Origin of the sequence: Nocardia niigatensis NBRC 100131 (assembly GCF_000308655.1) — a bacterium.
GTDB lineage: Bacteria > Actinomycetota > Actinomycetes > Mycobacteriales > Mycobacteriaceae > Nocardia > Nocardia niigatensis.
In genome coordinates, this window is record NZ_BAGC01000112.1 from 84,457 (window position 1) to 109,947 (window position 25,491).

A 25,491-nucleotide genomic window follows, 5' to 3' on the forward strand; every position below is an offset into this window, starting at 1 on the left:
TCACGCTCCTGTCGCGGCGGTCTCGCCGTAGTAGTCGGTGTGCGCCTTGGTGATCGCGGTGACCAGCTGCCCGATCAGCAGCTCCCGGTTGTCCTGCGCGAACCGCAGGCTGTCCTCGCGGCGGCGGTTGCGATTCTTGAAGTGCGGGATGACCTCCGAGGCGAACAGCTCGTAGCTGCGCTTGGTGTCCTCCCAGCTCGCCATGTCCACGTGCAGGATCAGCATGGTGCCGAAGCCGCCGGTCTTCTCGATGAGCTTCTCGATGCGCGCGATCGCCTCGTCCGGGGTGCCGATGATGGCCTGGCCGAATTCGCCGAGGTTCTCATCGCGCCACTGGTCGATGATGCCCTTGGGCGTGTCCGCCCACGCGGGCTGCTCGCCGGTCTGCCGGTTCACGTACGCGGCCATCGAGCCGATGCGCCGGCTCACCGCGCGCTCGGCGTCGGAGCGGGTCTCGGCCAGGAAGATCGGATTGACCAGCCGCCAGCGCGAGCGGTCCGCGGTGTGGCCGTTTTCGGCGCACACCTTCTCGTAGACGCCCCAATTGCGGTCCAGCACTTCGAATCCCATCGGGGAGCTGGCCGCCAGCGAAAGCAGCGACAGCCCGTTCTGCCCGGCCAGCACCGAGCCGTTGGGGGAGATGGTCGAGGCGGTGGCGATCTCGATGCCGGCGGGATCGTAGGTCGGCAGTTGGGCGCGGGCGTCGCGCAGGGTGAACCAGTCGGTGGTCGTGTTCACCACCTCGCCGCGCAGCAGCGCGAGGATGGCCTCGAGCGCCTCGCCCTGGCGGCGGCGCTGGTCCGATGGGTTGATGCCCATCATGTGCGCGTCCAGGGGGATCTTGCCCGGCCCGGTGCCGAAGATCAGGCGGCCGCGGGTCTGCAGGTCCAGTTGGGTGATGCGGTCGACGGTGACCAGCGGGTGGTGGTACGGCAGCGAGACCACGCCGGTGCCGAAGCGCAGCCGCTCGGTGCGCTCGGCGGCCGCGGCGATGAAAACGTCTGGCGCGGGTACGATCTCGGCTCCGGTCGAGTGGTGCTCGCCCATCCATGCCTCGTCGAAGCCGAGGTGGTCGAGGTGTTCCATGAGATCGATGTCGCGGCGCAACTGCAGTGCCGGGTCGGCGTCGAGGGGGTGGTACGGGGCCAGGAAGGCCCCGAATTTCATCGATTCAGCGGTCCACACGGATGGATCTCCTTCACCCAGTGCCCCGGGCTTCGTCGCCCGGTGCGGTTCCCCGAGTAAACCTGGATCATGTGATCCATAAATTTGGTTGTCCCGGTGAGTGGGCGCGGTCACAAAAGGCGATCGGCTCAGGTAATTCGACCTCGATAATGTGTCGTTCAACGACTCTGAATTCGGATGCTCGAACCAGTTCCGTACCCCGGGCGCGCCGAGCTCGGCGGCCGGTGTGTCAAGCTCGTGGCGTGACCGTTCAGATGCAGAACCGCCAGGGCAATGCGACCCGCACCCGGCTGGTGAAGACCGCCGAGCGCCTGTTCGCCGCGCAGGGCGTGGACGCGGTCTCGGTGCGCGCGGTGAACGCCGCCGCCGGCCTGGGACCCTCGTCGGTCAACTACCACTTCGGCACCAAGGACGACCTGATCGCCGCGGTGCTGCTCGATCTCGGCGCGACCGTGCGCGACCGCATTCGCGCCAATGCCGACGTGCTCGCCGCGCGCGCCGAGCCACCCACCGCCGAGACCCTGGTGCGCGCTGTCACCGAGCCCTATCGAGATCTGCTGCTGCGGCACCGAACCCGCGGCATGCGCTGGATCAAGATCGTGACCCAGCTCTCCCTGCTCGACCATCCCGCGCTGACGACTGCCGAGCAGGACCTGCCCGATCAGCTGCACGTCCAGCTCCGCCGCGCTTTCCCGCAGTCGGATCCCGCTCGCCTGGAAGCCCGCTGGGCCATCGCCCTCATGGGATTCCTGCAGGCCCTCAGCCGCGCCGACGACTGGCATCCCGCCGCCACCCCGCCGCCCGCGCAGGAACTGGAGTCCCTCTACGAAGACCAGGTCGTCTTCCTGATCGGCGGCCTCGACCGCCTGCTGGGCGGAACGGGCCGCTGAATCGCCGGTAAAGCAAAAGTGGACGAAACATGACATACTTCGCCCACCCCTTTGCTCGGAAAGCGATTGCCCCATGCCCGAAGACCCCGAACTCGCCCAGGCCCGTGTCCTGGCCCGAGAACTCCAGGCCCACGCGGACATGCTCACGCGCGAACTGGAATACGTCTCCCGCCCCGAAGCCCAAACCCGCGCCCAATCCGACCTCGCCGCCGTCCGCGGCCAACTGGACAGCCTCCACCGCCGCTTTCCGGACGTCATCACCGCCCCGGACACCCTCGCCGGCTGATCGCGGATTCGGCGGTCCCGCAATCCGATCGGGCGCGTCAGGCTCGGGAGCCGGCGCCCACCCGCTGGAGTAGCGTCCGCAGCGTCTCGCGCTCCGAAGCCGACAGGTCCGCGAAGGATTCGGCCAGGACATTGTCGGCGATCTTGTTTCCAGCCGCGAGCGTGCGTCGGCCCTCGGGGGTCAGGCGGTGTTCGATGAGGCGGCCGTGGCCGGGTGTGCGATCGATCAGTCCGCGGGACGCCAGACGGTTGGCCAGGGTGCCGAAGGCCTGCTCGCTCTGAAACGTCTCTTCCGCCAAGGCTCGTGCCGATGAACCGGGTTCGCGGTCGATGGCGCGCAGTGCATCCCATTGCGCCAGCGTGGTGCCCACCGTGGTGAGCCGACTGTCCAGTGCGCGATGGTGGCGGTACTGCGCCTGCTTGATGGCTCGGCCCAGGGCCTGCAAATCTCCTGCCATGGACACAGGTTAGCAGCGCGACTAAGGTTGTTTATATAAACATGCTTAGTCATCGCGATTGGGAAGTGATCATGAGTGAATTGGGTAGTGGCGCTGACATTCTCGTCCTGCACGGTGGTGCGGGGCCGAGTAGTGTGGCCGCGATTGCCGCGCATCTGTCGGGGACCGCGAATGTGGTGACTCCGACTCATCCGGGCTGGGATGGCACCCCCCGCCCGGCCGAGGTGAACACCATCGGTGACCTTGCTGAGGTCTACCTGCGATTGCTGGACGAACGGGAGCTGCGCGACGTAGTCGTCGTCGGATCCTCCATAGGTGGATGGATCGCCGCGGAGATGGCAGTTCGGGACTCCGGGGGTCGTCTTGCCGGGCTGGTGCTCATCGACGCGGTGGGCATTCGGGTCGACGACGCGCCGATTCGCGACATCTTCGCGCTGACCCCCGCGGAGGTTGCCCGGTACTCGTGGCACGACCCGGACCGGGCCCGGCGGAATGCGCCCGAACTCACCCCTGCGCAAGCGGCTGTGCGGCAGGCGAATATGCGCGCGTTGCGCCACTATGCCGGTGAGCCGTACATGCACAATCCGGACCTGGCCGCCCGGCTGCGCGACGTCACGCTGCGGACTCTGTTGCTCTGGGGTGCGAGCGACGGAATCGCCACGCCGGCCTATGCGGCCGCCTATGCCGCCGCGTTCCCCGATGCGCGGCTCGAAATCATCGCCGACGCAGGGCATCTCCCGCATCTCGAGCGGCCGGAGTCGACCTTCGCGCACCTCGACACTTACCTGCGCGAGTTGTGAATAACGGCGGGGAGCGGAGATTACTGACAGATCGTGCCGGAATTATCTGGATCGCTGGACCCCTCCGGGTGGTTAGCTGTAGCGTCACTGCACGATTCGCGAGAGGCTTGCTGGCTGCATACTCTTCCGGTTCACAGGCTCGGCTGTGCCGAATGCCAATTCGTTGCTTTATTGGTCGATCGTTCTTTCGCGCGCGGTCGGGAGCGGGATGAGAACGGCTGAAGTGTGAGGGACGTCGTTGTTCGCAGTGTCCGTCAGGGCGGTGGTCCTGGCTCTGAGCATCCTGACCGCGGGGGCGGTAGGCGCCGCCCCGGTGTCGGCTCAACCCCTGTATCCCACGCAGGATTCCGATCCGTTCTACGCGCCGCCGGCAGACCTGGGCGCGCTCGCGCCCGGTGACGTGGTTCGGACGCGCAAGATCGATACCGGGCTGTACGTGGGCACCGAAGGCTGGCAGGTGGCCTTCCGTAGCACCAATTCCCAGGGTCAGCCGATTCTCGGCATGACCACGGTACTGCTCCCGGCGGGGGTGTCCGACCCGCCGCTGGTGTCGTATCAGGCGCTCATCAATTCGCTGGGCGCGCAATGCAATCCGTCGCGATCGCTGTTCAACGGCGAGCTGCAGGACGGGGTCGGCGCCATGCTGCCCATCGGGCGCGGCTGGGCCATCTCGCTGCCCGACTACCTCGGGCCGAATGTCGCCTACGGCGCGGCCAAGCTCAGCGGCATGGTCACCCTGGACAGCGTGAAGGCGGTCCGCAAGGCCACCGAGCTGGGGCTGGGGAAATCGCCCGTCGCCCTGGCCGGGTACTCCGGCGGCGGCATGGCGACGGCCTGGGCCGCGGCCATGCAGCCCGAGTACGCACCGGAGCTGAAGCTCGATGCCGTTGTGGCCGGGGGCATTCCGGCCGATCTGGAGCAGATGGCGCTCTCGCTGGGCTTCGAGCCGCATCCCGGTTTCGGCCTCGCCTTCGCCGCGGCCATGGGGCTGGAGCGCGAATATCCGAACCGCCTGCCGATCTCGGATCAGCTCAATGAGAACGGCCTCTGGTTCCGTGAATTCACCCACGACGCCTGCCGTCGCTTCCTGCTGTTCCACGGCGCCTTCCGCAGCGCCGATCAGATGGCGGCGTCCAAGAGCCTGATGGACAGTCCGGAGGCGCACGCGGTGCTGCGGGAGAACAGCCTGCGCTACTACCCGGGTACGCCGGCGGTCCCGACCTACTTCTGGCAGGGGCGGTTCGACACGCTGACCTTCTTCGATCCGGTCGCCGAGGTCGCCGACCGGTACTGCAAGGCCGGCGTGCCGCTGGTATTCCGGCCCTTCGAGATCGCCGAGCACATGACCACGGCCGTCGCCGGCTTCGCCGACGCGTGGAACTATGTCGAATCGCGTTTCCGTGGGGACCCGGTTCCCGTCTCCTGCTGATAGATTGCTGTTCATGTGCTGGTGGCCATGACCAGTGTCGTATTCGTGCCGTTTTCCAATAGATCTCGAGTATTTCCTTTCTGAAACTTGCTCGGCAACAGCCTTATTCCGGTACTTGTCAAGCCGAGTCTCATGGGTTACTTCTATATGGAAGCAATTAGCTGGTTCAATGCCGAACCATGTCTCAGGGAGGGATCCCGGGTGCGAATTCTGCTGGTCGCCAGCGCCTTCGACAGCTTGACGCAGCGCGTCCGGACCGAGTTGTGCGAGCTGGGCCATCGGACCGGGGTCGAGCTCGCGCTCGGTGACGAACCGCTCCGCGCGGGGGTGGGGCGGTTCGCGCCGGATCTGATCGTGGGGCTCATGCTCACCGTTCCGATTCCGGCGGACATCTGCGCGCACCGGGTCGCGCTGGTCGTGCATACCGCGCCGGACGGGGATCACGGGCCGTCCTCACTGGATTGGGCCATCGGGACGAATGCCGCGCGCTGGGGCGTGACCGTGCAGCGCGCGAGCGGCGCACCGGGCGCCGGCCCGGTCTGGGCGTCGGAGTCCTTCCCGATGCGCCTGTGCGGCAAGAGCGAGCTCTACCGCACCGAGGTCGCCGACGCGACGGTGCGGGCGCTGCTGCGCGCGATCGGCCAGTTCGAACAGGGCGGTGTCGAATCGCTCGAAGCGCGCGCCGAACTGGCCGGACTGCCGCATCCGGAGTACGCCCAGCAGTTCCGGCGCATCCACTGGGCGCACGACAGCACCACCACGGTGCTGCGCAAACTCCGTGCCGCCGACTCGAATCCGGGGGTGCTGGACGAGCTGTTCGGCGAGGCGTACTTCCTCCACGGCGGGCACATCGAGGATCGGCTGCGCGGGGCGCCCGGGCAGGTGATCGCCACCCGGGATGGCGCGATCTGCCGGGCGACCGTGGACGGCGCGGTCTGGATCCCGCAGCTGCGTGCCGCCCGGACGCCCGGCGGCGCACCGACTTTCAAACTGCCCGCGGCGACGGTGCTCGGTCCCGAACGACTCGCCGGGGTGCCGGACGTGCCGGTGAGCCCGTCCGACGCGGCCGTCCGCGTCACCTGGTCGGAGCTGCGCTACTACGAATACGACGAGGTCGGTTATCTCGGCTTCGCGCACCCCGGCGGGGCGATGAGCACCGAACAGTGCGAGCGGCTGCTCGCCGCCTACCGGCAGGCGTGCGCCCGCCAGGTGCAGGTACTGGTGCTCGGCCCGGGCCGGGACTTCTTCTGTAATGGCATCCAGCTGAACGTGATCGAGGCGGCCCCGGATCCGGCGACCGAATCGCTGCGCAATATCAACGCCTTCAACGACCTCGTCGAGGCCATCCTCACCACCACCGACAAGATCGTCATCTCGGCACTGCCAGGAAATGCCGCCGCGGGCGGAGTGATGCTGGCCCTGGCCGCCGACGAGGTCTGGTGCCGGGAATCAGTGGTGCTCAACCCCCACTACCGCCGGTCGGGCCTGCGCGGCTCCAAATACTGGACCTACACCCTGCCCCGCCGAGTCGGCGCCGCATGCGCCGACCGCCTCACCGCCGAAGGCCAGCCCATCGGAGCCCGCACCGCCGCCGAACTCGGCCTGGTCGACCGGGTCGTCCCCGGCGACCCCGCCGAGTTCCGGACCTGGGTCCGCCGCGAGGCCGCCGCCCTGGCCGCCGCCCCCGACCTCCCCGCCCGCATCATAGCCAAACGAGTGCAGCGAGCCGCGGACGAAGCGGCAAAGCCCCTGGCCGCCTACCGCTCCGAAGAACTGGAGCATCTCAACCGCGAGGTGTTGAACCCAGCCTCCCCCTTCCACCGCCTCCGCCGAGACTTCGTCACCAAGTCATCCCCCCGAACCACCCCGGACCACCTCCTGGGGTAAGCGGTCACCTCACGGCGCTGCGAGCGTTCTCGGTAGTGAGCAGCTCGAGACGTTGCGCCAGATCGGCACGGCGTTGTCGGTCGTAGCGTCGTTGCCGCAGTTGACTTGGCGGATCAGCCCGGCCCGGCGTTCCACAGCGGGGCGCGCGACTGTTACCTCGAACTCCCGCATATGCGTGACGCCGGGATCGGGGGACCGAACGTCCCGGGAACGATCCCGAAACCCGCATGCACAGCCCAACTTCCGGACCGCGCCTGTTCTGACGTGATCGACCTCGCCGGTCAGTCGGCCAGTTCGGCCAGCCGGGAGGCGATTCCGGCTCGGCTGGTGAGGCCGAGTTTGCGGAGGATGCGGCCGAGGTGGTCTTCGACGGTGCGGGTGCTCAGGAAGAGCTGGGCCGCGATCTCCTTGTTGGCGAGGCCCTTGGCGGCGAGCTCGGCGACCTCGCGCTCCCGCTCGCTCAGCTTCGTCGCACCGGTGACCGTCCGGTGGCCTGCCAGCCGACGCTGGACAGCCGTCGCGGCCCGCTGTAGTTCCGCGGCCCCGGCGGCGGCGAATTCGGTCCGCGCCGTGGCGATTCGGGCGGTGGCGGCGGTGAAGTCGCCGCGCCGGCCCGCGATCTGCGCGGCCACCAGCAGCGCCTGTGCGCGGAACACCGGCATATCGGCCCGTGCGTATGCCTCGGTGGAGACTTCCGCTGCGCGCTCAGCGGCGATGAGATCTCCGCGGGCACACAGGTATCCGGCCCGAGCGCGCGCTGCCGCCGCCAGTGCACCCGGCAACCCGAGGCGCTCGGCCGCGCTATCGGCTTGGGCGAGCAGGGTTTCGGCGGCGCTCAGGTCACCTCGATCGACTGCGTTCAGGCATGCGACGGAGAGCTCGGCCGCTCGCATGGGATGTAAGCGGTCTCCCGGTGCGGCGGCTTCAACCGGAGGCGCTACCCGTCCGGCCGGCTCGCGGTCGTTTCGAGGCGACTGTCCCGGCGAAGGCTCGGCCGGCGGTGGGCCGGGATGTTGGTTCGTCGCTTCGATTGTTGTGGCCGAGGGCGTTTGGGAGAGCGGTTGTTGTGTGGACGGATCGTCGAGGTTGAGGCGGGCGGCGAGTTCGAGCAGGGCGGCGTCGACTGCGCTGCGCCACCAGCGGACGGCGGGGCGGGGGAGGGCGTCGAGGTCGCGCCAGCATTGGAGGACGGACTCGCGAGGTGAAGTTGCTTCCAGGACACGGAGTTTGAGGGCGGCGGCGAGTGGTGCGATGCCCGGATAGGCATAGAGTTCGGCGGTTTCGGTGGCGTCGTCGGCTGCGGCGAGGGCGTCTTCGTAGCGGCCCAGCTTGGCCAGGGAGTAGGCGTGCACCGTGAGGAGCTCGGGGAGGATGAAGCTGCGGCCGCGGCGGCGGCTGACCTTGATGGCACGCTCGATGTGGGTGAGGCCGGTGCGCTGGTCGTCGAGGAAGTACGCCATCCAGCCGAGGGCGGAGGCGGCGTGCACGGCGTCGAGTAGCTGAGTGTCGGTGAGTTGTGCGAACTCTCGCTCCGCCACCCGGTAGTCGGCTGCGGCGGCATGCAGGTCCAGGCTGTTGAGCAAGCCCATACTGCGCAGCGTCAGCGCGGCAGCGCGCATGGCGGGATCGTGCACCGCTTCGGAGGCGAACAGCTGCCGAACCCGTTCCGCGCCTTCGCCATCGCGATTGTCCTGGATCTCCAGGATGGCCAACTCCAGCCGCGCGGGCCCGTGTTCGTGACTGCCCGGCCGATCGACGAGCTGCGTCAACAGGTTTCGCGCGCTGTCCACCCGTCCGAGAATCCGTTCACAACGCGCATAGAGGAGAGTCGCTTCCACCTGCTCCGGGCCGGGAACCTCCTCGTTCCCCGGCAGCAGGGTTTCGAGCGTCTCCCGTGCGGACTCCGCGGACCCGGACAGCAGCAGCGCCCGCCCGAGAAGGACACGAGCGGCAATCTCAGTGCCAGTGCCAGTGCCAGTGCCAGTGCCAGTGCCAGTGCCAGTGCCAGTGCCAGTGCCAGTGCCGATGCCGATGCCGGTGCCAGTGCCGGTGCCAGTGCGAGTGTCAGTGCCGGTGCCGGTGCCGGTGCCGGTGTCAGTGTCAGTGCCAGTGCCAGTGCGAGTGCCGATGCCGGTGCCAGTGCCGGTGCCAGTGCGAGTGCCGGTGCCGGTGCGAGTGCCGGTGCCGATGCCGATGCCGGTGCCAGTGCCGGTGCCAGTGCGAGTGTCAGTGCCGGTGCCGGTGCCGGTGCGAGTGCCGGTGTCAGTGCCGGCGCCGGTGCCATCACGAGCGATTGCGCTCGCACCCGTCTCTGACCGGGCAGCGAGGGCTGCGGCGATCCAGCGGGCGCTCGCGGCCGGAGCGGTGCCGAGGGACTGCTCTGCGGCGCAGAGTAGTTCGGCCGCTGCGAGGTCGTCGCGGCCGAGGGCGTGTTCCAGGTGGCGGGCTCGGGCGAGGACGGGTGCGCCGGAGGTGCGGAGTGCCCGGGCCGCGCGAGCGTGCGCGGCTGCCCGCCATCCGTGCCCGGCCAGGCGGTATGCGGCTGCGCGAACCAGGGGATGGCGGAAGCTCACCGTGCCCGCGGTGACGTCGACCCAGCCGCGGTGAGTGAGGTCGTCGATCGCCGTGTGGAGCTCGGCCGGCGCGACTTCGGCTGTGGCGCAGAGCAGTTCCACGTCGTCGGTGCTGCCGCAGACGCCGAGCGCCTGCGCTACCAGGCGCTCCCGGGCGGGCAGGTGGGCCAGCTCGGCCCGGATCGTCCGGTCCAGCGCCGTCTGATCCGCCACCGCCGCCAGATCCCCGGCGCTGATCGTGGCATCGAAATCCGCCGGGCTGAGTTCGGCGAGCAGCCGCAGATACAGCGGATTGCCGTGTGCCGCCGCCACGACCCGAGTGCACCTGCCCGCGGGCAGCTTCGGGAGCAGCGACGCCGCTTCGGCATCGGACAGCGGCGGCACCGCGAGGTGCGCACTCGCGACACCCGGTGCGCGCAGTGCGGATACGAGCGATTGCGGGAACTGTCCGTCGCGATAGGCCAGCACGATCCGCACCGACTCCGGTCGCTGCCGAATGAGCAGAGCCAGTACGCGCAGGGAGTCGGCATCGACCCAGTGCGCATCGTCGATGACGAGCAGCGTCGGTGCGGCATCGAGTCGGCGCCGAATCCACCGGGCAGATTCCCGGATATCGGTCCCCGGGCCACTTTCCGTGCCCTCCGGTCGATCCGGGTCGCCGTCCAGTCGATCCGCGATCTCGAGCACGAGATAGAGCGGGGTGGGTTGTTCGTATTCGGCGCCCGCGACTATGACCGTCCGCCATCCGCCCGATTCGAGCCCGCACGCGAATTCCGAAAGCAGTCGCGACTTTCCGATTCCGGCGGGGCCTTCCACGAGGAATACGCCGCTGCCTCCGGGAGTGTGGCAGGCCGCGTTCAGGGCGGCGAGTTCGCGGGTGCGGCCGACGAATGGCTGGATCGCGCACTCCTTTCCGAGCGAACGGCCTTTAGGTCAGCCTAACTCGATGCCGCGCGGTCCTGATCGCCGCCCCGATCCCGTGGTTTCACGGATGCTGTGCGGCCGGGAAGCGGGTTGGGTGGTCCGGGTTCGTTCGATTGCCGAGTGGGAGAGGTACGTAGCTTCAAATGCAGATGAATTCGTCGAGTGCGCGGCGTCTGGTCCCCGTGCTCCTGACCATTGCCGCCCTGGCCCTGGCGGGGTGTTCCGCCTTGCAGAAGGGCGCCGATGTCGTCAAGGACGCGGGCAAATCGGATACCGGTCGCTCGAAGGTCGGCGATTGCATCAATGTCATCAAGGGGTCGATGATCGATTCTCAGACCGAGCCGGTGGACTGCGCGTCGCCGAAGGCGGTGTACCAGGTCGCCAAGGTGTACAGCAGCAAGACCGATTGCGCGTCCGACTACACCTCGTACGAGGAAACCCTCAACGGCACGTCCATGGCCTTCCTGTGCCTGGCCCCGAATTTCCAGCAGGGCGCCTGCTATCACGAGAGCATGCTGACCGGCTACCAGTACGCCGAGTGCGGCACCTCCGAGGCCAGCTTCCAGGTTCTGACCCGCATCACGGGCCAAGCCGACGAGTCCCTGTGCGGCGAGGACGCGGACAGCGTGATCACCCTGGCCGACCCCCGGACCACCTTCTGTCTGAAGAAGATCTGACCCCGCCAAGATTTCCCGACGCAGTGTCGGTAACATCCCGACGGTGCGTCGGTAAAAGTGTCCGGCGCCGGAAAAGGGAGTTCGGATGTTCTTGGCGGTGCGCGAACTGTGGTTCGCGCGAGCGCGATTCGGGTTGATGGCCGCGGTCGTCGCCCTGATCGCGGTGCTCATCGTGATGCTGGCGGGCCTGTCGTCGGGCCTGGTCGACGACGGTGTCTCGGGATTGAAGGCCATGCCCGTGGACGCCTTCGCCTTCGCGCCGAAGACGGAGACCGAATCGGCCTTCACCCGCAGCACGGTCGATGACGGACAGGTCGCGGCCTGGCGCGGCCGCGGCGATGTGGCCGATGCGGCACTGTTCGGAAACACGCTGGTCAATGCGAAGACCGGCGACGGAGTCGCGATCGATCTCGCGCTCTTCGGGGTCGAGCCGGGGTCGTTTCTGGCCCCGAGCCCGGCAGAGGGGTCCGGGCTCGGGTCGCCGGACGGCATCGTGGTCAGCCCGACCACCCTCGACAAGGGCGTCCGCATCGGCGATGTGGTGATCATCGACCGCATCGGGACCACCATGCGGGTGGTCGGCGCGACCGCCGAACAGCGCACCTTCGGGCACGTGAACGTCGCCTATGTGCCGCTGCGACTCTGGCAGGAGATCCATGCCGGACTGCGGCCCGGCGACGTCGCCCGGCCGGAGATCTATCACGAGGCCAACGCCGTCGCGCTGCGCGGGCGAACAGGCGGCATCGACCTGGCCGCCGGCGACCGCGCCGCGGGTACCCATGCCATGACGTTGACGGCCTCGTTCGACGCCTCGCCCGGCTACTCGGCCGAGATGTCGACCATGACGCTCATCCGGGTCTTCCTCTACGCCATCTCGGCGCTGGTGGTCGGCGCGTTCTTCATGGTCTGGACGGTGCAGCGCACCCACGAGCTGGCGGTGCTGCGCGCGCTCGGCGTCTCCACCGGATACCTGTTGCGCGACAGCCTGATCCAGGCCGCCATCGTGCTGGTCGCGGCGACAGCCGTCGGGGTCGGCGTGGGCGTGGGCGGCAGCCGGTTCGTCGGCGGCATGCCCTTCGCGCTCGAACCCGGCGCGGTCGCGGTCGGCGCGGTTCTGCTGATCCTGATGGGCATGCTGGGCGCGGTGCTGACCACGCTGCGCGTCACGCGGGTCGATCCGCTCGAGGCACTGGGAGCGCAGCGATGACCGTCGAATCGATTGTCCATCAGGGCATCTCGCTCAGCGATGTCTCGCTCACCTTCGGCAGCGGCGAATACGCCGTGGGCGCGCTGGACCACATCGACCTGACCGTGCGGCCCGGCGAGCTGCTGGCCGTCGTGGGCCCGTCCGGATCCGGCAAGTCCACGTTGCTCGCGGTCGCGGGCGGCCTGGCGCGGCCCGACACCGGTCAGGTGCGCGTGCACGGCGCCGAGCTGACGACCCTGTCGCGGCGTCAGCTGGCGCGATTCCGGCGCGAGCACATCGGATTCGTATTCCAGACCGGGAACCTGATTCCCGCCCTGACCGCTCGCGACCAGGTGCGGCTGCTGGAACGCACCGGCGGCCGGAAGCGCGGCGCCGCAACGGATCCGAGCGCCCTGCTCGCCGCCGTCGGCATGGACGCCAAGGCGGACCGCCGGCCGCATCAGCTCTCCGGCGGCGAGCGGCAGCGCGTCGGCATCGCCCGCGCGCTCGCCACCGATCCGACGCTGCTGCTGGTGGACGAGCCCACCGCGGCCCTGGATCGTGCCCGCAGCCACGAGGTGATCGAGCTGTTGGCCCGCCAGACCCGGGAGCGGAAGGTGGCCACCATCATGGTCACCCACGACCACGACATCCTGACCCACTGCGATCGGGTGCTCACCCTGGTGGATGGGAGACTGAGCGGGTAACCCGCCCAATGAGGAGATCGACCGGTGCCGAGGATCCAAGCCGCCACGCTCGCCGAACACCGCGAGGCGCAACGCCGCGCCCTGCTCGACGCCGCGCGCGCCATCCTCATCGGGGACCCGGCTCGCCCGCCCACACTCACCGAGGTGGCGGCGCGTGCCGGGCTCGCCCGGTCCAGCGTCTACCAGTACTTCTCCTCGCGCGACCAACTGCTCGCCGAGCTGCTGGCCGATACCTTCCCGCAGTGGGCGCGGCGGGTGTCGGAGCGGATGGCGGCCGCGTCGGGCCCGGCCGAGCAGGTACTCGAATATGTCCGCGTCAACCTCGAATTGGTCGCGAGCGGCGAGCACGCCCTGGCCCGGGTGCTCTCCACGGTCATCGACGACGACATCGCCGCCTACAGCCACGAACTGCACGAAGAACTCCGTACCCCGCTCATCGCCGCGCTCGGAACGGTCGGCGCACCCGACCCGGCGGCCACCGCCGGGCTCATCGACGGCATCGTGTACGCGGCTTCCCGCATGCTGGAGAGCGGCCAGGACGTCGACCGGACGGTTACGGCCGCAACGGAATTGGTCGCGCCGTACCTGTCGGCCCTGTTGCCGAGCGAGGCCGCGCGACGCTGACCCGTGCGAATGAAAAGACCGGTGAGGCCGCGCGGGCGGAGGCGCGACCTCACCGGAGTGCGAACCGCTGCAAGGGGAGACAGCGTTCGCACGATCGGGGACGGTCAGTGACCCTGTGCGAGGTGCGTCAGCAGGATCATGCCGCCGATGACCGCCAATCCGGTGAGCAGGACGAGGACGCCGTAGGGCAGCCGCGGGATCCGGAAGGTCGACAGTTGCTGGGGCCTGGTCATTTCGCCTCCACGGGCAGTGTCTCGGTGACGTGGTGGGACGCCGCGCCCCAGCCCACGTGGGATTCGGCGCGCATGCGCTCGACCATGTGCGGGTAGTGCAGCTCGAACGCGGGACGCTCGGAGCGGATGCGCGGCAGCTCGTAGAAGTTGTGCCGCGGCGGCGGGCAGGAGGTCGCCCACTCGAGTGAGTTGCCGTAGCCCCACGGGTCGTCCACGGTCACGACCTCGCCGTAGCGGTAGGACTTGAAGACGTTCCACAGGAACGGCAGCATCGACGCGCCGAGCAGGAAGGCGCCGATGGTGGACACCTGGTTGAGCAGTGTGAAGCCGTCGGAGGGCAGGTAGTCGGCGTAGCGCCGCGGCATGCCCATATTGCCGAGCCAGTGCTGGGCCAGGAAGGTCAGGTGGAAGCCGATGAACGTGGTCCAGAAGTGCCACTTGGCCAGACGTTCGTCGAGCATGCGGCCGGTCATCTTCGGGAACCAGAAGTAGATGCCCGCGAAGGTCGCGAACACGACCGTGCCGAACAGCGTGTAGTGGAAGTGCGCCACCACGAAATAGGTGTCGGATACGTGGAAGTCCAGCGGCGGTGACGCGAGGACGACGCCCGACAGACCGCCGAACAGGAACGTCACCAGGAACCCCAGCGAGAACAGCATCGGGCTCTCGAAGGTGAGCTGTCCCTTCCACAGGGTGCCGATCCAGTTGAAGAACTTCACCCCGGTCGGCACCGCGATGAGGAAGGTCATGAACGAGAAGTACGGCAGCAGAACGGCTCCCGTCGCGTACATGTGGTGCGCCCACACCGCGATCGACAGCGCCGCGATGCCCAGCGTCGCGTACACCATGCCGGTGTACCCGAACAGCGGTTTGCGGCTGAACACCGGGAAGATCTCCGACACGATGCCGAAGAACGGCAGCGCGATCACGTACACCTCGGGATGCCCGAAGTACCAGAACAGATGCTGGAACAGCATGGTGCCGCCGCTGGCCGGGTCGTAGATGTGCCCGCCCAGATGCCGGTCGTAGTACAGCGCCAGCGCCGCCGCCGTCAGCAGCGGGAATACCAGCAGTACAAGGAAACTCGCGACGACCACGTTCCAGGTGAAGATGGGCAGCCGGAACATGGTCATGCCCGGGCAGCGCAGGCACACGACGGTGGTGAGCATATTGACCGCGCCCAGGATGGTGCCCAGGCCCGAAACTCCCACACCCAGAATCCACATGTCCGCGCCGACGCCGGGGGAGTGGATGACGTCCGACAGCGGCACATACGCGGTCCAGCCGAAATCGGCCGCGCCGCCCGGGGTGATGAAGCCCGCGGTCGCCAGGGTGGCGCCGAACACGTAGAACCAATAGCTCAGCGCGTTGAGCCGGGGAAACGCCACATCTGGCGCGCCGATCTGCAAGGGCAGCAGGATGTTCGCGAATCCGAAGATAATGGCGGTCGCGTAGAACAGCAGCATGATGGTGCCGTGCATGGTGAACAGCTGATTGAACTGTTCCGGCGAGAGGAACTGCATGCCCGGCTGTGCCAGCTCCGCACGCATGATCAAGGCCATCAGCCCGGCGATCATGAAGAACGCCATCGAGGTCACCAGATACATCTGCCCCAGCATCTTGGGGTCGGTCGTGGTGACCATCCGGTAGAGGAACGACCCCTTGGGCGAGCGACGCACCGGATGGGGACGCGTGATCTCCGGTGCTACTGGGGGTTTCGGTGATATCGCGGTCACCCCGCGGACGCTAGTGAGCCGGATGGCCGCCGGTGAATCCCCGAGGGACCGGTCGAGGACCTTCGACGAATGATCGATGACCTTGGACCGTGACCCCCGGGGACCTTCGAATCAAGATCGGCACCAAGGCCGGTCAGCGGGCGCTCGCGTCCGCTGACTCGGCCGCGTTGCGCAGGTTCTCCGCGACCTCCCGCTCCCAGACCTCATTGGCCCGCGAGGTGTCGACCTCGAACTCGAAGCGCCGTACCGACTTCGGATCGATGTCGGCGACGTCGACATAGAACTGCTCGTACCAGCGGCGCAGCTGGTAGATGGGTCCGTCTTCGTCACAGAGCAGCGGATTCTCGATCTTGGACTTGTGTTTCCAGATCTCCACGTCCTGCAGGAATCCCTCGCCGATGCCCTCGGTCATCTTGGCCGCCAGCCGATCGGCGGCGGCGTCGGGCAGGCCGCGGGGCTTCTCCAGGGTGATGCCGTACTGCAGCACGAAGGAGTCGTGGGTGACCGGGTAGTGGCAGTTCACCAGGACGCTGCGGACTTCGAAGCCGCCGTAGACGTTGAGCAGCGGATTGATCATGTACGCCGGCCCGAAGTACGAGGCCTCGGACTTCAGCAGTGAGTCGCCGCCGTACTTGGTGGCCATGCCGATGTCGGGACGCCCCTTGGTTTCCAGATACTGTGTCGCCACATGGCCCTCGAAGACATTCTTGAAGAAGGTCGGGAAGGCGTAGTGGATGTAGAAGAAGTGCGCCATGTCGACGATGTTGTCGATGATCTCGCGGCAGTTCGAGCCCTCGATGAGGATCGAGCGCCAGGTCCACGGGGTCCAGTCGGCGGAATGCGCGGTGGTGGGTTCGCCCTCGGCATCGGAATACGGTCCGCTGATGGTCGGGACGGTGATGTCGTCCGGCGGTGGATTGCCCTCATGGTCGTGCCAGACCAGCAACTGGCCGTTGCGCTCGAGGGTGCTCCACGCGCGGGTGCGGGCCAGCGGCGGTACGCGCCGCGCGTAGGGGATGTCGGTGCATCGGCCCTCGCCGCCCCAGCGCCAGTCGTGAAACGGGCAGGCGATCCGCCCGTCCTTGATCCGGCCCTGCGACAGATCGCCGCCGAGGTGGCGGCAGTAGGCGTCCAGTACCCGTAACCGGCCGGTATCGTCGGCCCACACGACCAGTTTGGTGCCGAAGGCGTTGATCGCGTGTGGTTCTCCGTCCCGGAAGGTCTCGGCGAGGCCCAGGCAGTGCCAGCCGCGGGCGTAGCGGGCGGGCATATTGCCCACGTCGATCTCGCGGATCTTCCCACCGCGTCCGTGCGGGGTCGTTGCCATGACATTCTCCAGATTGCTAGAACAAGTTGCAGAACAATGCCAGCTTCGGTGGGGTGATGGGTCTTCGGTAATGGCCGAAAGTCCCTTCTTTTAGGTATTTCTGTCCGCTTGCTGTGGCCGCTCCGCTGCTCAATAGTCCATAGAACCTGTTCTAGTTTTGTGGCGGCCTACGCGATCGCCACCTGATCGGTCTGGAGTATTCGGCGAGATGACCCGTGAAATCACCGAGCGCGTCGAGGCTTTGCTGCCGGCTCTGCGCGAGCGCGCGCAGCGAACCGAGGACCTGCGGCGCATCCCGGAGGAGTCGATCGAGGAGCTGCGGGAGGCGGGCTTCTTCACGCTGATGCAGCCGCGGCAGTGGGGTGGATGCGCCGCCGATCCGGTGGTCTACTACGACACCGTGCGCACCGTGGCGAGCGCCTGCGGATCCACCGGCTGGGTGGCCGGGATCCTGGGAATCCACAACTGGCACCTCGCACTGTTCGATCAGTCCGCGCAGCAGGATGTCTGGGGTCACGACGTCGACGCGCGCATCGCCTCGTCGTATGCGCCCATGGGCGCGGGCACCGTGGTCGACGACGGATATCTGGTGAGTGGCTCGTGGGCGTGGTCCTCTGGCTCGGACCACGCCGACTGGGTCCTCGTGGGCGGGCCGGTGCTCGACGACGGCAAGCCGATCGACTTCGGATCGTTCCTCGTCCCGCGCGCCGACTATCGCATCGACGACGTATGGAACGTGGTCGGCCTGCGCGGCACGGGATCCAACACGGTCGTGATCGAGAACGTCTTCGTCCCGCGTCACCGCTTCTTGAGCTTTCGCGCCATGAATGCGATGAAATCGCCTGGTCTGCACCACAATTCCGAGCCGGTGTACCGGATGCCCTGGGGAACGATCCACCCCACCACCATCGCCACCCCGATCGTCGGCATGGCCTACGGCGCCTATGCCGCGCACGTCGAACACCAGGGCACGCGTGTGCGGGCGGCCTACGCCGGCGAGCACGCCAAGGACGATCCGTTCGGCAAGGTCCGTATCGCGGAGGCGGCCAGTGACATCGATGCCGCCTGGCGTCAGCTGTCCGGGAATGTCGCCGACGAATACGCGTGTCTGCTCGCGGGCGGGGACATCCCCTTCGCGCTGCGTGCCGCTGCCCGGCGCGACCAGGTGCGCGCCACTGGCCGGGCCATCGCCGCCGTCGACCGGCTCTTCGAGGCCTCCGGGGCCACCGCCCTCGCCGACGGCACCGCGCTGCAACGCTTCTGGCGTGATGCCCACGCCGGGCGCGTGCACGCGGCCAACGACCCCGAACGCGCCTACGTCATGTACGGCAACCATGCCTTCGGCCTTCCGGTCGGGGACACGATGGTGTAGCCGGCGAGGGGCGGGCCGCCGCCGTTCAGGCGCCGCCGGCGACACGGAGGACCAGGGCGCCCGCGATGATCGAGGCGAAGGCCACGATCTTGGGGGCGGTGATCTTCTCCTGGTAGATGAGCGCACCGAGCACCACGGTGCCGATGGAGCCGATGCCGGTCCAGATCGTGTAGCCGACACCGACATCCAGGGTGCGCAGAGCCAGGCTCAGGGTGTAGATGCCGGCCGCGGCGGCGGCCAGGGTGAAGATCGACGGCCAGAGGCGGGTGAAGCCCTTGGTCGCATTGGTGCCCAGCGCGAAGGCGACCTCGAAGACGGCGGCGATGAGCAGGTAGACCCAGGACATGGCGGAACTCCTCGAAAGCTGTTGAGCTGGAACGTGGAACGGGGTGGTCAGGCGGCGGCGGAGGCGTGGTCCGCGGGTTGCTCGTCGGACTTGGCGGCGAGCTTGTCGGCCATCTTCAATCCGAGGACGCCGCCGATGATCAGCGTGAACGCCAGCACCTTCGCCGGCGTGAAGGCCTCGCCGAACACCACCGCGCCGAAGATGACGGTGCCGACCGACCCGATCCCGGTCCATACGGTGTAGCCGACACCCACATCGAGGGATTTCAGCGCGAGACTGAGAAAGAAGATGCCGCCCGCTGCCGCGGCGGCGGTGAGCAGCGACGGGCCGAGCAGGGTGAATCCGTGCGTGGCATTGGTCGCCAGGGCGAAGACGATTTCGAACACCGACGCGATGAGCAGGTAGACCCAGGCCATGGGAATCGCACTCCTTGGTTCTGTAGTTGTATGTATGTGCAAGTACTAAGCTTGCGTTGAAGAGCATGCATGTACAAGTAAGGTTGTGTCAAGTCCGCGCCCGGCCGCGGCGCCGGCCACCCGCCAGTTCAAGGAGTTGATCGATGTCGTCGCAGGGCGAAGCCGCGAAAATCGGTGCGGACGCACAGCTTTGGAATCGGATGCTGATCCTGCACAGCCAGGTCGAGAACCGCCTCGCGACCGCCCTGCAGCGCCGCCACGGCCTGGGTCTGTCGGAATACCGGGCCCTGAGCTTCCTCGACCAGGCCCCCGACAGCGAACTGCGCATGCAGGAACTCGCCGACAAACTCGGCCTGAACCAGAGTTCCGTCACCCGTCTGGTCGGCCGCCTCAATGCCGCCGACTTCACCTATCGCGACCTCTGCCCGGACGACAAGCGCGGCGTCTACACCGTCCTCGCGGACCCCGGCCGCACCCGCTACCGCGAGGCCCGCACCACCTACGAGGAAACCCTCACCGCCGCCCTCGACGAGATCGCCGCCACCGACCCGGCCATCGCCGCCATCCTGACCACCGCCCGCGAGGTCGCCTGACCGATCGCCGCGGGAGGTGTCGGCGCGGTGGCGGTCGTGGTCAGGTCAGCAAGGATCCGACGAGCTGGTCCGACATCGGGGGCCGGTCGGCCGGGCCGATTTCGCTGACGGTCCGCTGCCAGGTGGAGCCGTCGAGGGCGAACTGGGGGAGGGGAGCGCCGGAGTCGGGGATTCCCAAGCGCTGCAACAGGGTTGCGATCACCTGGCGGCTCATGGCGGCCAGTTCGTGGGTCGGGCGGTTGCGGTGGACGCGGATACCCAGGTCCACCTCGGCGAGCGCGCGCGGGCCGTGACGCTGCCAGCAGTCGAGGAGTATGCCGATCTCGACGCCGTAGCCGGGGGCGAAGGGGATGGTAGTGAGCAGGTCGCGGGTGGCGGCGTACTCGCCGCCGAGCGGCTGCGCGAGTTCGGCCAGCGGCGGCGCCAGCGCGGCCAGTAGCGGGCGGGCCACCAGCTGAGTGACGCGGCCGCCGCCGTCGAGGTCGTAGGTCGCGCCGGTGCGCAACGGGCGGCGGTAGCAGCCCTTGATCAGCCGCAGCTCGTCGTCGAAGAGCAGCGGGGCGAGCAGGGTCGGCACGATCATCGGGCTGGGGGCGACCAGGTCGGAATCGACGAAGACGATCAGGTCGCCCGCGGCCACCGCCAGCGAGCGCCACAACACCTCGCCCTTGCCGGGGCGCGGCGGCAGCTCGGGGAGCGCTTCCTCCCGGGTGTACACGATCGAACCCGCGTCGCGAGCGCGTTCCCGGGTGCGGTCGGTGGATCCGGAATCGATGACGAGCAACTGGTCGACGAGCCCGCCGACCAGCGGCCGGATCGACTCGATCACACCGGCGATGGTGTTCTCCTCGTTCAGCGCGGGCAGCACGACCGACACCCGGCGGTCGCGTTTGTTCCGGACGAGTTCGGGGACCGTCCAATGGCGTTCGAATCGGAGAAGGTCGACGGCGGGCGGGGTCATGGCAGGCTCCTGTCATCGAAGACATAGGTGGTCACCTCGGCCCACAGGGTGGGCCAGGGGCGTAGGGGGCGGTCGCAGCGCCAGACGGTCACACCGCGGTCGATGCCCGGGAAACCGAGCCGGTCATCGAGATGGATGAGCGGTGTGACATCGGAAAAAGACCGGCGCAGTGAGGCTTCGGCGGAACCGGTGGTCACGTACAGCGCGGTGGTGGCGGTGTCGGAGGGAATGCCGAACATGGCGAAGCCTCGGTTGGGGCTGTAGACCGGCAGCGTCGGCGTCGCGAGATTTTCCAGAGCGGCTGCCTGCCAATAGTTTTGGGTGATGACGACGGTGTGCTCACGCCGCTCGGTCGGGATCTCGCCATAGGCCGTGATGACGGCGGCGGCCAGGTGGGTCCAGCCGGTGGTCCCGAACAACCGCATGCGCGTGGACAGTTCGGTCCGGGATTCGGTGGGGTCGTGCAGCCGTGAGGCAGGCAGCGGCAGGACGCAGATGATGGCGATCGCCAGGACTGTCGTCAGCGCTGTGAGCCCCACGAGTACCGCGCCGGGCGCGCTCGAGCGGATCCGGCGCATCGATGAGCAGACCTGCGTCGTGCCCGCCGCGAACAGCACCGGAAGGAACCCCGCCAGGTAGTAGGGGCGGCCGTCCACCACGAGAACGAACACGAGGTCGGTCGCGGCGGCGATCGCCACGAAGCGATAGGGCCTCCGGATCGGCGCGGTCGACAGCGTCCAGAATCCGATGAGCGCCAGGGGAACACCGAGCAATCCCGCCAGCAGCGCGAACTGGATGGGCAGTCCTCCGACGCCTCCCGTGGCCGCGCGCTGCTCCTGATCGACCACGGCCCCCATGGCCAGCTGGGGCCAGCCGTGGTCGAACTGCCACCACAGCAGCGGGGCCGCCGAGACGATCACGAGGCTCGAACCCGCCCACAGGGCGGGGCGGCGCAGCATCGATCGGGGCCCCGCGACCAGGACGCCGATGCCGAGCCCGGTGAGCAGTACCACGGACAGGAGCTTGACCTGGAGGTCGACCGCGACGACCAGCGCCGCCGAGACCAGCAGGCGGTCGCGATGTCCCCACCATCCCATGCTGCGCTGACGATCTGCTGGAGAGCCCGCGCCCCACCGTGATTCCGGATGAGCGGTCCAGCGGATCAGTAGCCACACCGCCGTCGCCGACAGCGTGGAGTCGAACGCGAAGGTCGACAGTGTCGCGGTCTGGGTGATCAGGAACGGACAGCCGGCGTAGGCGAGCGCCGCGAGCGCCTGCGCGGTCCGGCCGCCGCCCAACTCCCGTGCCGTCGCCGCGGTCACCGCGATGGCCGCGGCACCCGCAAGAATTGACGGGATGCGCAGCGCAAGAAGCGAATTCGGTGCGATCAGGTCTGCCGTCCGTGCCAGCAGCGGCACCACCGGGCCCTGATCGACGTACCCGGGGGAGAGCCGCCGCCCGGCTGACAGGAAGTACAGCTCGTCGCCGAAGTAGTCGTAGCGGGCGCACCTGGCCAGCAACAACAGGGTGGTCACGGCCATGATCGCGAGGACCGGGCCGGCGGCGGAGCGGACTTCCGGGTCCGTCACCCGCGGGCGGTTCCGATCGGTGTCGCGAGAACTACCGGGACGCAGCTTGTCCGACGAAGTCATGCCGCATTCCCGAGATCCCGGGGCATCGCCAGGGTCAGAGCCCCGAGAGCGAGGGCGATTCCGGCCACGGTCAGCAGCACGGTGCCGCACGCCGCAATGTAGGTGTGCGCCAGCGTCATCGATGTGGCGGCGGCCGTGGGGTCCGTCGCCGCGCAGGTCGTCGCGTCCAGCGCCGGAGTGGCGGAAGACAGCGCGGCGTGCGCGCAGTCGCCGAACCGCTCGACCACCACGGCGCGCTGATCCGAGGGCATACCCTGCCGGGTAAGTGCCTGCGCCAGAGCGCCTTTCCCTTGCGCGACACCCGATCCGCTGCCGATCCGCGCGAAGAACAAGGTGCCCAGCGCCGCGGCTCCGATGGCACTGCCCAGTTGTTGAATCGTCGGCAACAGACCCGAGGCCGACCCGGTCTCCGCCGCCGTCACCCGGGCGGTCATGAGGGCCGGCAGCGGTGTGGCGAACCACCCCATCCCCGCGCCGGCCAGGAACACCGGCCCGCTCAGCATCCGCGTGTCGATGCCGGCCCGGGCCGGATCGAGCGAGGTCGCGATCATCGCCAGCGACAATCCGAACAGCACGATGCCGACCGTCAGGGCCCGGGAACCCATGCGCGCCACCAGGATCGGCGCGGTCACCGCGGCCGGGACCGCGCCCAGCGCGAAGGGCGCCATAAGTCTCGCAGTTTGCAGCGCGGTCATACCGAGTCCGGATTGGGCGGCCACCGACACGGTGAACAGGAAGGCGGTGAAGATCCCGTAGAAGACCAGCAGCAGGATCGAGCCGACGGCGAAGGCCCGGTCGGCGAAGATCCCGGTCCGCAGCAGTCCGGTGCCCCCGGCCCGCCGCTGCTGCCACCCGAAGGCCGCCAACACCCCGCAGCCAATCGCAAGGAGGGCGAGAAGGTGCGGCGGCCAGCCCCTTTCGCGACCGACGGTGATCGGATACAACACCAGCAACAACCCCGTGGACGCCAGCAGCACCCCCGGTACATCGGCGCGCGACGGGACGGCCGCGGCGCCGATATGCAGGTAGCGATACGCCAGGACGAAAGCCGCCAGTCCGACCGGCACATTGAGCAGGAAGATGCCGTGCCAGCCCAGTCCGAACGGGTCGGCCGCCACCACCGCCCCACCCACCAGCGGACCCGCCAGCCCCGCCAATCCGGCCACGGCGCCGTAGATTCCGAAGGCCAGCACCCGACGCCCGGCCTCGAATCCGGCATTGACGATGGCCACGGTTTGCGCGGCCATCCCAGCCGCCGCCACCCCCTGCACGAGCCGCCCGCCGATCAGCGTCACGGCCTGATCTGCGGCGCCGCACCACAGCGACGCGGCGACGAATCCGGCCATCGAAACCAGGAAGAGCGTGCGCCGACCGTGGATATCGCCGAGCCGCGCGGCCACCGGCAGGCTGCACGCGAAGGCCAGGCTGTACCCGGCCACGACCAGCAGCTGCGCCGAGCCCGGAGCGGCGAGGTCGCGGCCCAGGACCGGCAGTGCCGTATTGACGATGGTCAGGTCCAGCATCTGCAGGAAGACCGCGATCAGGCACGCCGCGAAGGCTCCCCAGGCCGCGCGGGCGGGGACGGCCGGGGCGTCGTTGCCGTCGGCCGAAATCGGGGTGATCATCGCCGGATGTCGGCCCGGACACGGTAGTCGCCGTCCGCGGCCACGGCCGAGGTGATCGAGGTCAGCGTCTTGATATAGTGATCGATCGAGGCGTGCGCCTCGGGGGTGTCGGGGAAGAGCAGGCTGAGCGTGGTCACGTCGGGGAATCGGTTGACCCACAGGTAGACCGCGCCGGCGGCCGCCCGGTTCCCGAACATGCCGCCCTTGATCTTGTCGAACATCTCGACGCCGGGGATCTTGCGCACGTCGACGTAGGACATCATGGTCGCCGCCCAGCCGGGTTCGGCGCGGACGCCCTGATCGGGGGTGGCGAGTTCGAGCACCCGATGTGGCGAGATATCGGTCAGTTCCTTGGCGGCGTCACCCGCCAACTGTGCCGCGGCCACCAGGGTGGTGAAGCTGTCGTCGGGGTCCAGGTCGAAGGCGACCGGGACGAGGTTGGTGTACCAGCCGATCGACGCGTTCTCCTGGGCGGTCGTCCGCGTATTGACCGGTGTGAGCACGAAATACCAATCGCGCCCGGCCAATTCGAGTTCGGTCAGCGCGAGGACCGCGAACAGGCCGCCGAGGAAACGCCCGCCGTGCTCGGTGCACGCCTGCTCGAACCGGGCCGCGGTGTCCGCGTCGAACAGGGGAATGGTGATCTGTGCGCCCTGCCGGAAGCCCGGCCCGGCATCGGCGCCCAGATCCACCGGCAGTGCCGGCATGACACCGCCGTTGCGCTGCAACAGTTTCGTCCACATCCGGACGGGGCGGGAGCCCGCCCGCAGCGCGGTGTTGACGGCCCGCTCCCGCCCGCAGTAGGCGATGTGACTACCGGCGGGCGGGAGTTCCGCAGCGCCGCCGGACAGTTCACTGCCGTAGATCATGATCAGTTCCGTGCAGGTCAGGGCTTGCGCGACGCCGTCGGTGTGCAGGTGATCGATGGCCGCGAACACGGTGTAGGAGTCCTCGTGCTCGATCACGCCGAACCCGAAGCAGTCCCAGTGCAACGCATTCGGGACCAGTGACTGCACATGCTCGCGAATGTCGGCGCTGGACTCGAAGTGCCGGTAGTCCTGGGTGGTCACGGTGATCATCTCGGGCGCCACGGTCCGCCGCACCACGGAACCACAGGGTTCGTGGGTGAACCAGCTGGCGAAGGTGTCGTGCCGGCGCAGAAATCGGGCGACCGTGCGCGCCATGGCGGCCAGGTCCGGGCGGCCCGGAATCTCGAAGGAGATCATGGTCAACCGCGAGGCGCGCACCCCCGCATCGATATTGCGCAGCGTCGCCCGCAGATACTGCTCCTGCTGGTACGAGGGCGGGGCCGGATGGGGTGGGGCGGCGAGCATGGCCGCGTGCGACTCCGGGGCGAGCGTCCAGCCGGTGACCCGGCCCGGCGCCGGATGCCAATCGTCGATGAAGCCGAAGTCGACCACGGGTGCCTCGATTCGCAGCGGGAAATCCCGAGAACTGATGTCGCAGCGCAGTCAACGACATCCCGCCCACCCCTGGCTGCGGAGATCGCGGAATATTGTGAACAGTGCCAATCGGCCGGCCGTCCGGCTGCCGCGACGTCACAGGTTATCCAAAGGCATTGCCGCTCAGCCGAGTTCACTCCTA

At 68.3% G+C, this 25,491-nt stretch carries 23 protein-coding genes; 11 read left to right on the forward strand and 12 right to left on the reverse strand.

Annotation, left to right across the window (positions count from 1 at the left end; translation table 11 throughout):
• The gene (locus tag ON33_RS35095) at positions 1-1,185 is read right to left on the reverse strand and encodes an LLM class flavin-dependent oxidoreductase (protein WP_040863453.1); all 1,185 of its coding nucleotides are present in this window, start codon (positions 1,183-1,185) and stop codon (positions 1-3) included.
• Positions 1,186-1,427: 242 nt separating this feature from the next.
• Between ON33_RS35095 and ON33_RS35100 the strand changes: the two genes are divergently transcribed.
• Both ON33_RS35100 and ON33_RS35105 read left to right on the forward strand, forming a co-directional pair.
• The gene (locus ON33_RS35100) at positions 1,428-2,075 is read left to right on the forward strand and encodes a TetR/AcrR family transcriptional regulator (RefSeq protein ID WP_040863454.1); all 648 of its coding nucleotides are present in this window, start codon (positions 1,428-1,430) and stop codon (positions 2,073-2,075) included.
• A gap of 73 nt (positions 2,076-2,148) precedes the next feature.
• Positions 2,149-2,361: a hypothetical protein gene (locus tag ON33_RS35105; RefSeq protein WP_040863455.1), complete on the forward strand. Its 213-nt coding sequence runs from the start codon at positions 2,149-2,151 to the stop codon at positions 2,359-2,361.
• Positions 2,362-2,398: 37 nt separating this feature from the next.
• On the opposite strand, the gene ON33_RS35110 is transcribed toward ON33_RS35105, so the two are convergent.
• On the reverse strand, positions 2,399-2,818 hold the full coding sequence (locus tag ON33_RS35110; RefSeq protein ID WP_040863456.1) for a MarR family winged helix-turn-helix transcriptional regulator: 420 nt from the start codon (positions 2,816-2,818) through the stop codon (positions 2,399-2,401).
• Between the two features lie 71 nt (positions 2,819-2,889).
• Here ON33_RS35110 and ON33_RS35115 point away from each other — a divergent pair, with 71 nt between their 5' ends.
• The 3 genes from ON33_RS35115 (at position 2,890) to ON33_RS35125 (ending at position 6,934) form a co-directional block, all read left to right on the forward strand.
• Positions 2,890-3,618, forward strand: coding sequence for an alpha/beta fold hydrolase (locus ON33_RS35115; RefSeq protein WP_051153371.1), 729 nt, complete (start codon positions 2,890-2,892; stop codon positions 3,616-3,618).
• 247 nt (positions 3,619-3,865) lie between these two features.
• On the forward strand, positions 3,866-5,047 hold the full coding sequence (locus ON33_RS35120; protein WP_083869543.1) for a lipase family protein: 1,182 nt from the start codon (positions 3,866-3,868) through the stop codon (positions 5,045-5,047).
• Positions 5,048-5,248: 201 nt separating this feature from the next.
• A complete protein-coding gene (locus ON33_RS35125; RefSeq protein ID WP_040863459.1) occupies positions 5,249-6,934 on the forward strand; it encodes an enoyl-CoA hydratase-related protein in 1,686 nt (561 codons plus the stop codon).
• 281 nt (positions 6,935-7,215) lie between these two features.
• Here the strand turns inward: ON33_RS35125 and ON33_RS35130 are convergent, their stop codons facing one another.
• Positions 7,216-10,407: a helix-turn-helix transcriptional regulator gene (locus ON33_RS35130; RefSeq protein ID WP_281033269.1), complete on the reverse strand. Its 3,192-nt coding sequence runs from the start codon at positions 10,405-10,407 to the stop codon at positions 7,216-7,218.
• A gap of 173 nt (positions 10,408-10,580) precedes the next feature.
• Between ON33_RS35130 and ON33_RS35135 the strand changes: the two genes are divergently transcribed.
• The 4 genes from ON33_RS35135 to ON33_RS35150 all read left to right on the forward strand — a co-directional run bounded on the left by ON33_RS35135 (position 10,581) and on the right by ON33_RS35150 (position 13,625).
• Complete coding sequence (locus ON33_RS35135) at positions 10,581-11,108, forward strand: LppU/SCO3897 family protein (RefSeq protein ID WP_040863534.1); 528 nt, start codon at positions 10,581-10,583, stop codon at positions 11,106-11,108.
• Positions 11,109-11,193: 85 nt separating this feature from the next.
• Complete coding sequence (locus ON33_RS35140) at positions 11,194-12,315, forward strand: ABC transporter permease (RefSeq protein WP_040863461.1); 1,122 nt, start codon at positions 11,194-11,196, stop codon at positions 12,313-12,315.
• A complete protein-coding gene (locus ON33_RS35145) occupies positions 12,312-13,001 on the forward strand; it encodes an ABC transporter ATP-binding protein (protein WP_040863462.1) in 690 nt (229 codons plus the stop codon). The genes ON33_RS35140 and ON33_RS35145 overlap by 4 nt, the downstream gene beginning before the upstream one ends.
• Positions 13,002-13,025: 24 nt before the next feature.
• Positions 13,026-13,625 carry a TetR/AcrR family transcriptional regulator gene (locus tag ON33_RS35150; protein WP_040863463.1) on the forward strand — a complete coding sequence of 200 codons (600 nt, stop codon included), beginning with the start codon at positions 13,026-13,028 and terminating at the stop codon, positions 13,623-13,625.
• 104 nt (positions 13,626-13,729) lie between these two features.
• Here the strand turns inward: ON33_RS35150 and ON33_RS44190 are convergent, their stop codons facing one another.
• The 3 genes from ON33_RS44190 to ON33_RS35160 form a co-directional block, all read right to left on the reverse strand.
• Positions 13,730-13,858: a hypothetical protein gene (locus ON33_RS44190; RefSeq protein WP_281033266.1), complete on the reverse strand. Its 129-nt coding sequence runs from the start codon at positions 13,856-13,858 to the stop codon at positions 13,730-13,732.
• A complete protein-coding gene (gene ctaD, locus ON33_RS35155; protein ID WP_083869544.1) occupies positions 13,855-15,594 on the reverse strand; it encodes an aa3-type cytochrome oxidase subunit I in 1,740 nt (579 codons plus the stop codon). The genes ON33_RS44190 and ctaD overlap by 4 nt, the downstream gene beginning before the upstream one ends.
• A gap of 133 nt (positions 15,595-15,727) precedes the next feature.
• Positions 15,728-16,921 (reverse strand): 3-ketosteroid-9-alpha-monooxygenase, oxygenase component, encoded by a 1,194-nt coding sequence (locus ON33_RS35160; RefSeq protein ID WP_040863465.1) that lies wholly within the window; start codon positions 16,919-16,921, stop codon positions 15,728-15,730.
• Between the two features lie 208 nt (positions 16,922-17,129).
• Here ON33_RS35160 and hsaA point away from each other — a divergent pair, with 208 nt between their 5' ends.
• Positions 17,130-18,293 carry a 3-hydroxy-9,10-secoandrosta-1,3,5(10)-triene-9,17-dione monooxygenase oxygenase subunit gene (gene hsaA / locus ON33_RS35165; RefSeq protein ID WP_040863466.1) on the forward strand — a complete coding sequence of 388 codons (1,164 nt, stop codon included), beginning with the start codon at positions 17,130-17,132 and terminating at the stop codon, positions 18,291-18,293.
• A 25-nt stretch (positions 18,294-18,318) separates the two neighbouring features.
• On the opposite strand, the gene ON33_RS35170 is transcribed toward hsaA, so the two are convergent.
• Positions 18,319-18,639, reverse strand: coding sequence for a DMT family transporter (locus ON33_RS35170; protein ID WP_040863467.1), 321 nt, complete (start codon positions 18,637-18,639; stop codon positions 18,319-18,321).
• Between the two features lie 47 nt (positions 18,640-18,686).
• Positions 18,687-19,055: a DMT family transporter gene (locus ON33_RS35175; protein ID WP_040863468.1), complete on the reverse strand. Its 369-nt coding sequence runs from the start codon at positions 19,053-19,055 to the stop codon at positions 18,687-18,689.
• A gap of 143 nt (positions 19,056-19,198) precedes the next feature.
• On the opposite strand from ON33_RS35175, the gene ON33_RS35180 reads away from it, so the two are divergent.
• Positions 19,199-19,648, forward strand: coding sequence for a MarR family winged helix-turn-helix transcriptional regulator (locus ON33_RS35180; protein WP_040863469.1), 450 nt, complete (start codon positions 19,199-19,201; stop codon positions 19,646-19,648).
• A gap of 40 nt (positions 19,649-19,688) precedes the next feature.
• On the opposite strand, the gene ON33_RS35185 is transcribed toward ON33_RS35180, so the two are convergent.
• The 4 genes from ON33_RS35185 to ON33_RS35200 are packed head-to-tail and all read right to left on the reverse strand — an operon-like array spanning position 19,689 to position 25,307.
• A complete protein-coding gene (locus ON33_RS35185; protein WP_040863470.1) occupies positions 19,689-20,609 on the reverse strand; it encodes a glucosyl-3-phosphoglycerate synthase in 921 nt (306 codons plus the stop codon).
• A complete protein-coding gene (locus tag ON33_RS35190) occupies positions 20,606-22,261 on the reverse strand; it encodes a glycosyltransferase family 39 protein (RefSeq protein WP_083869545.1) in 1,656 nt (551 codons plus the stop codon). The genes ON33_RS35185 and ON33_RS35190 overlap by 4 nt, the downstream gene beginning before the upstream one ends.
• Positions 22,258-23,886 (reverse strand): MFS transporter, encoded by a 1,629-nt coding sequence (locus ON33_RS35195; RefSeq protein WP_040863471.1) that lies wholly within the window; start codon positions 23,884-23,886, stop codon positions 22,258-22,260. Before ON33_RS35195 ends, ON33_RS35190 begins: the two co-directional genes overlap by 4 nt.
• On the reverse strand, positions 23,883-25,307 hold the full coding sequence (locus tag ON33_RS35200) for a condensation domain-containing protein (RefSeq protein ID WP_040863472.1): 1,425 nt from the start codon (positions 25,305-25,307) through the stop codon (positions 23,883-23,885). The genes ON33_RS35195 and ON33_RS35200 overlap by 4 nt, the downstream gene beginning before the upstream one ends.
• Between the last annotated feature and the right edge of the window lie 184 nt (positions 25,308-25,491).

What these genes read in the sequence shown, in the direction of transcription:
- ON33_RS35105 (WP_040863455.1), top strand. Translation starts at nt 2,149, where the DNA reads ATGCCCGAAGACCCCGAACTCGCCCAGGCCCGTGTCCTGGCCCGAGAA.
- ON33_RS35110 (WP_040863456.1), bottom strand. Translation starts at nt 2,818, where the DNA reads ATGGCAGGAGATTTGCAGGCCCTGGGCCGAGCCATCAAGCAGGCGCAG.
- ON33_RS35115 (WP_051153371.1), top strand. Translation starts at nt 2,890, where the DNA reads ATGAGTGAATTGGGTAGTGGCGCTGACATTCTCGTCCTGCACGGTGGT.
- ON33_RS35135 (WP_040863534.1), top strand. Translation starts at nt 10,581, where the DNA reads ATGAATTCGTCGAGTGCGCGGCGTCTGGTCCCCGTGCTCCTGACCATT.
- ON33_RS35140 (WP_040863461.1), top strand. Translation starts at nt 11,194, where the DNA reads ATGTTCTTGGCGGTGCGCGAACTGTGGTTCGCGCGAGCGCGATTCGGG.
- ON33_RS35145 (WP_040863462.1), top strand. Translation starts at nt 12,312, where the DNA reads ATGACCGTCGAATCGATTGTCCATCAGGGCATCTCGCTCAGCGATGTC.
- ON33_RS44190 (WP_281033266.1), bottom strand. Translation starts at nt 13,858, where the DNA reads ATGACCAGGCCCCAGCAACTGTCGACCTTCCGGATCCCGCGGCTGCCC.
- ON33_RS35160 (WP_040863465.1), bottom strand. Translation starts at nt 16,921, where the DNA reads ATGGCAACGACCCCGCACGGACGCGGTGGGAAGATCCGCGAGATCGAC.
- hsaA (WP_040863466.1), top strand. Translation starts at nt 17,130, where the DNA reads ATGACCCGTGAAATCACCGAGCGCGTCGAGGCTTTGCTGCCGGCTCTG.
- ON33_RS35170 (WP_040863467.1), bottom strand. Translation starts at nt 18,639, where the DNA reads ATGTCCTGGGTCTACCTGCTCATCGCCGCCGTCTTCGAGGTCGCCTTC.
- ON33_RS35175 (WP_040863468.1), bottom strand. Translation starts at nt 19,055, where the DNA reads ATGGCCTGGGTCTACCTGCTCATCGCGTCGGTGTTCGAAATCGTCTTC.
- ON33_RS35180 (WP_040863469.1), top strand. Translation starts at nt 19,199, where the DNA reads ATGTCGTCGCAGGGCGAAGCCGCGAAAATCGGTGCGGACGCACAGCTT.
- ON33_RS35185 (WP_040863470.1), bottom strand. Translation starts at nt 20,609, where the DNA reads ATGACCCCGCCCGCCGTCGACCTTCTCCGATTCGAACGCCATTGGACG.
- ON33_RS35190 (WP_083869545.1), bottom strand. Translation starts at nt 22,261, where the DNA reads ATGACTTCGTCGGACAAGCTGCGTCCCGGTAGTTCTCGCGACACCGAT.
- ON33_RS35195 (WP_040863471.1), bottom strand. Translation starts at nt 23,886, where the DNA reads ATGATCACCCCGATTTCGGCCGACGGCAACGACGCCCCGGCCGTCCCC.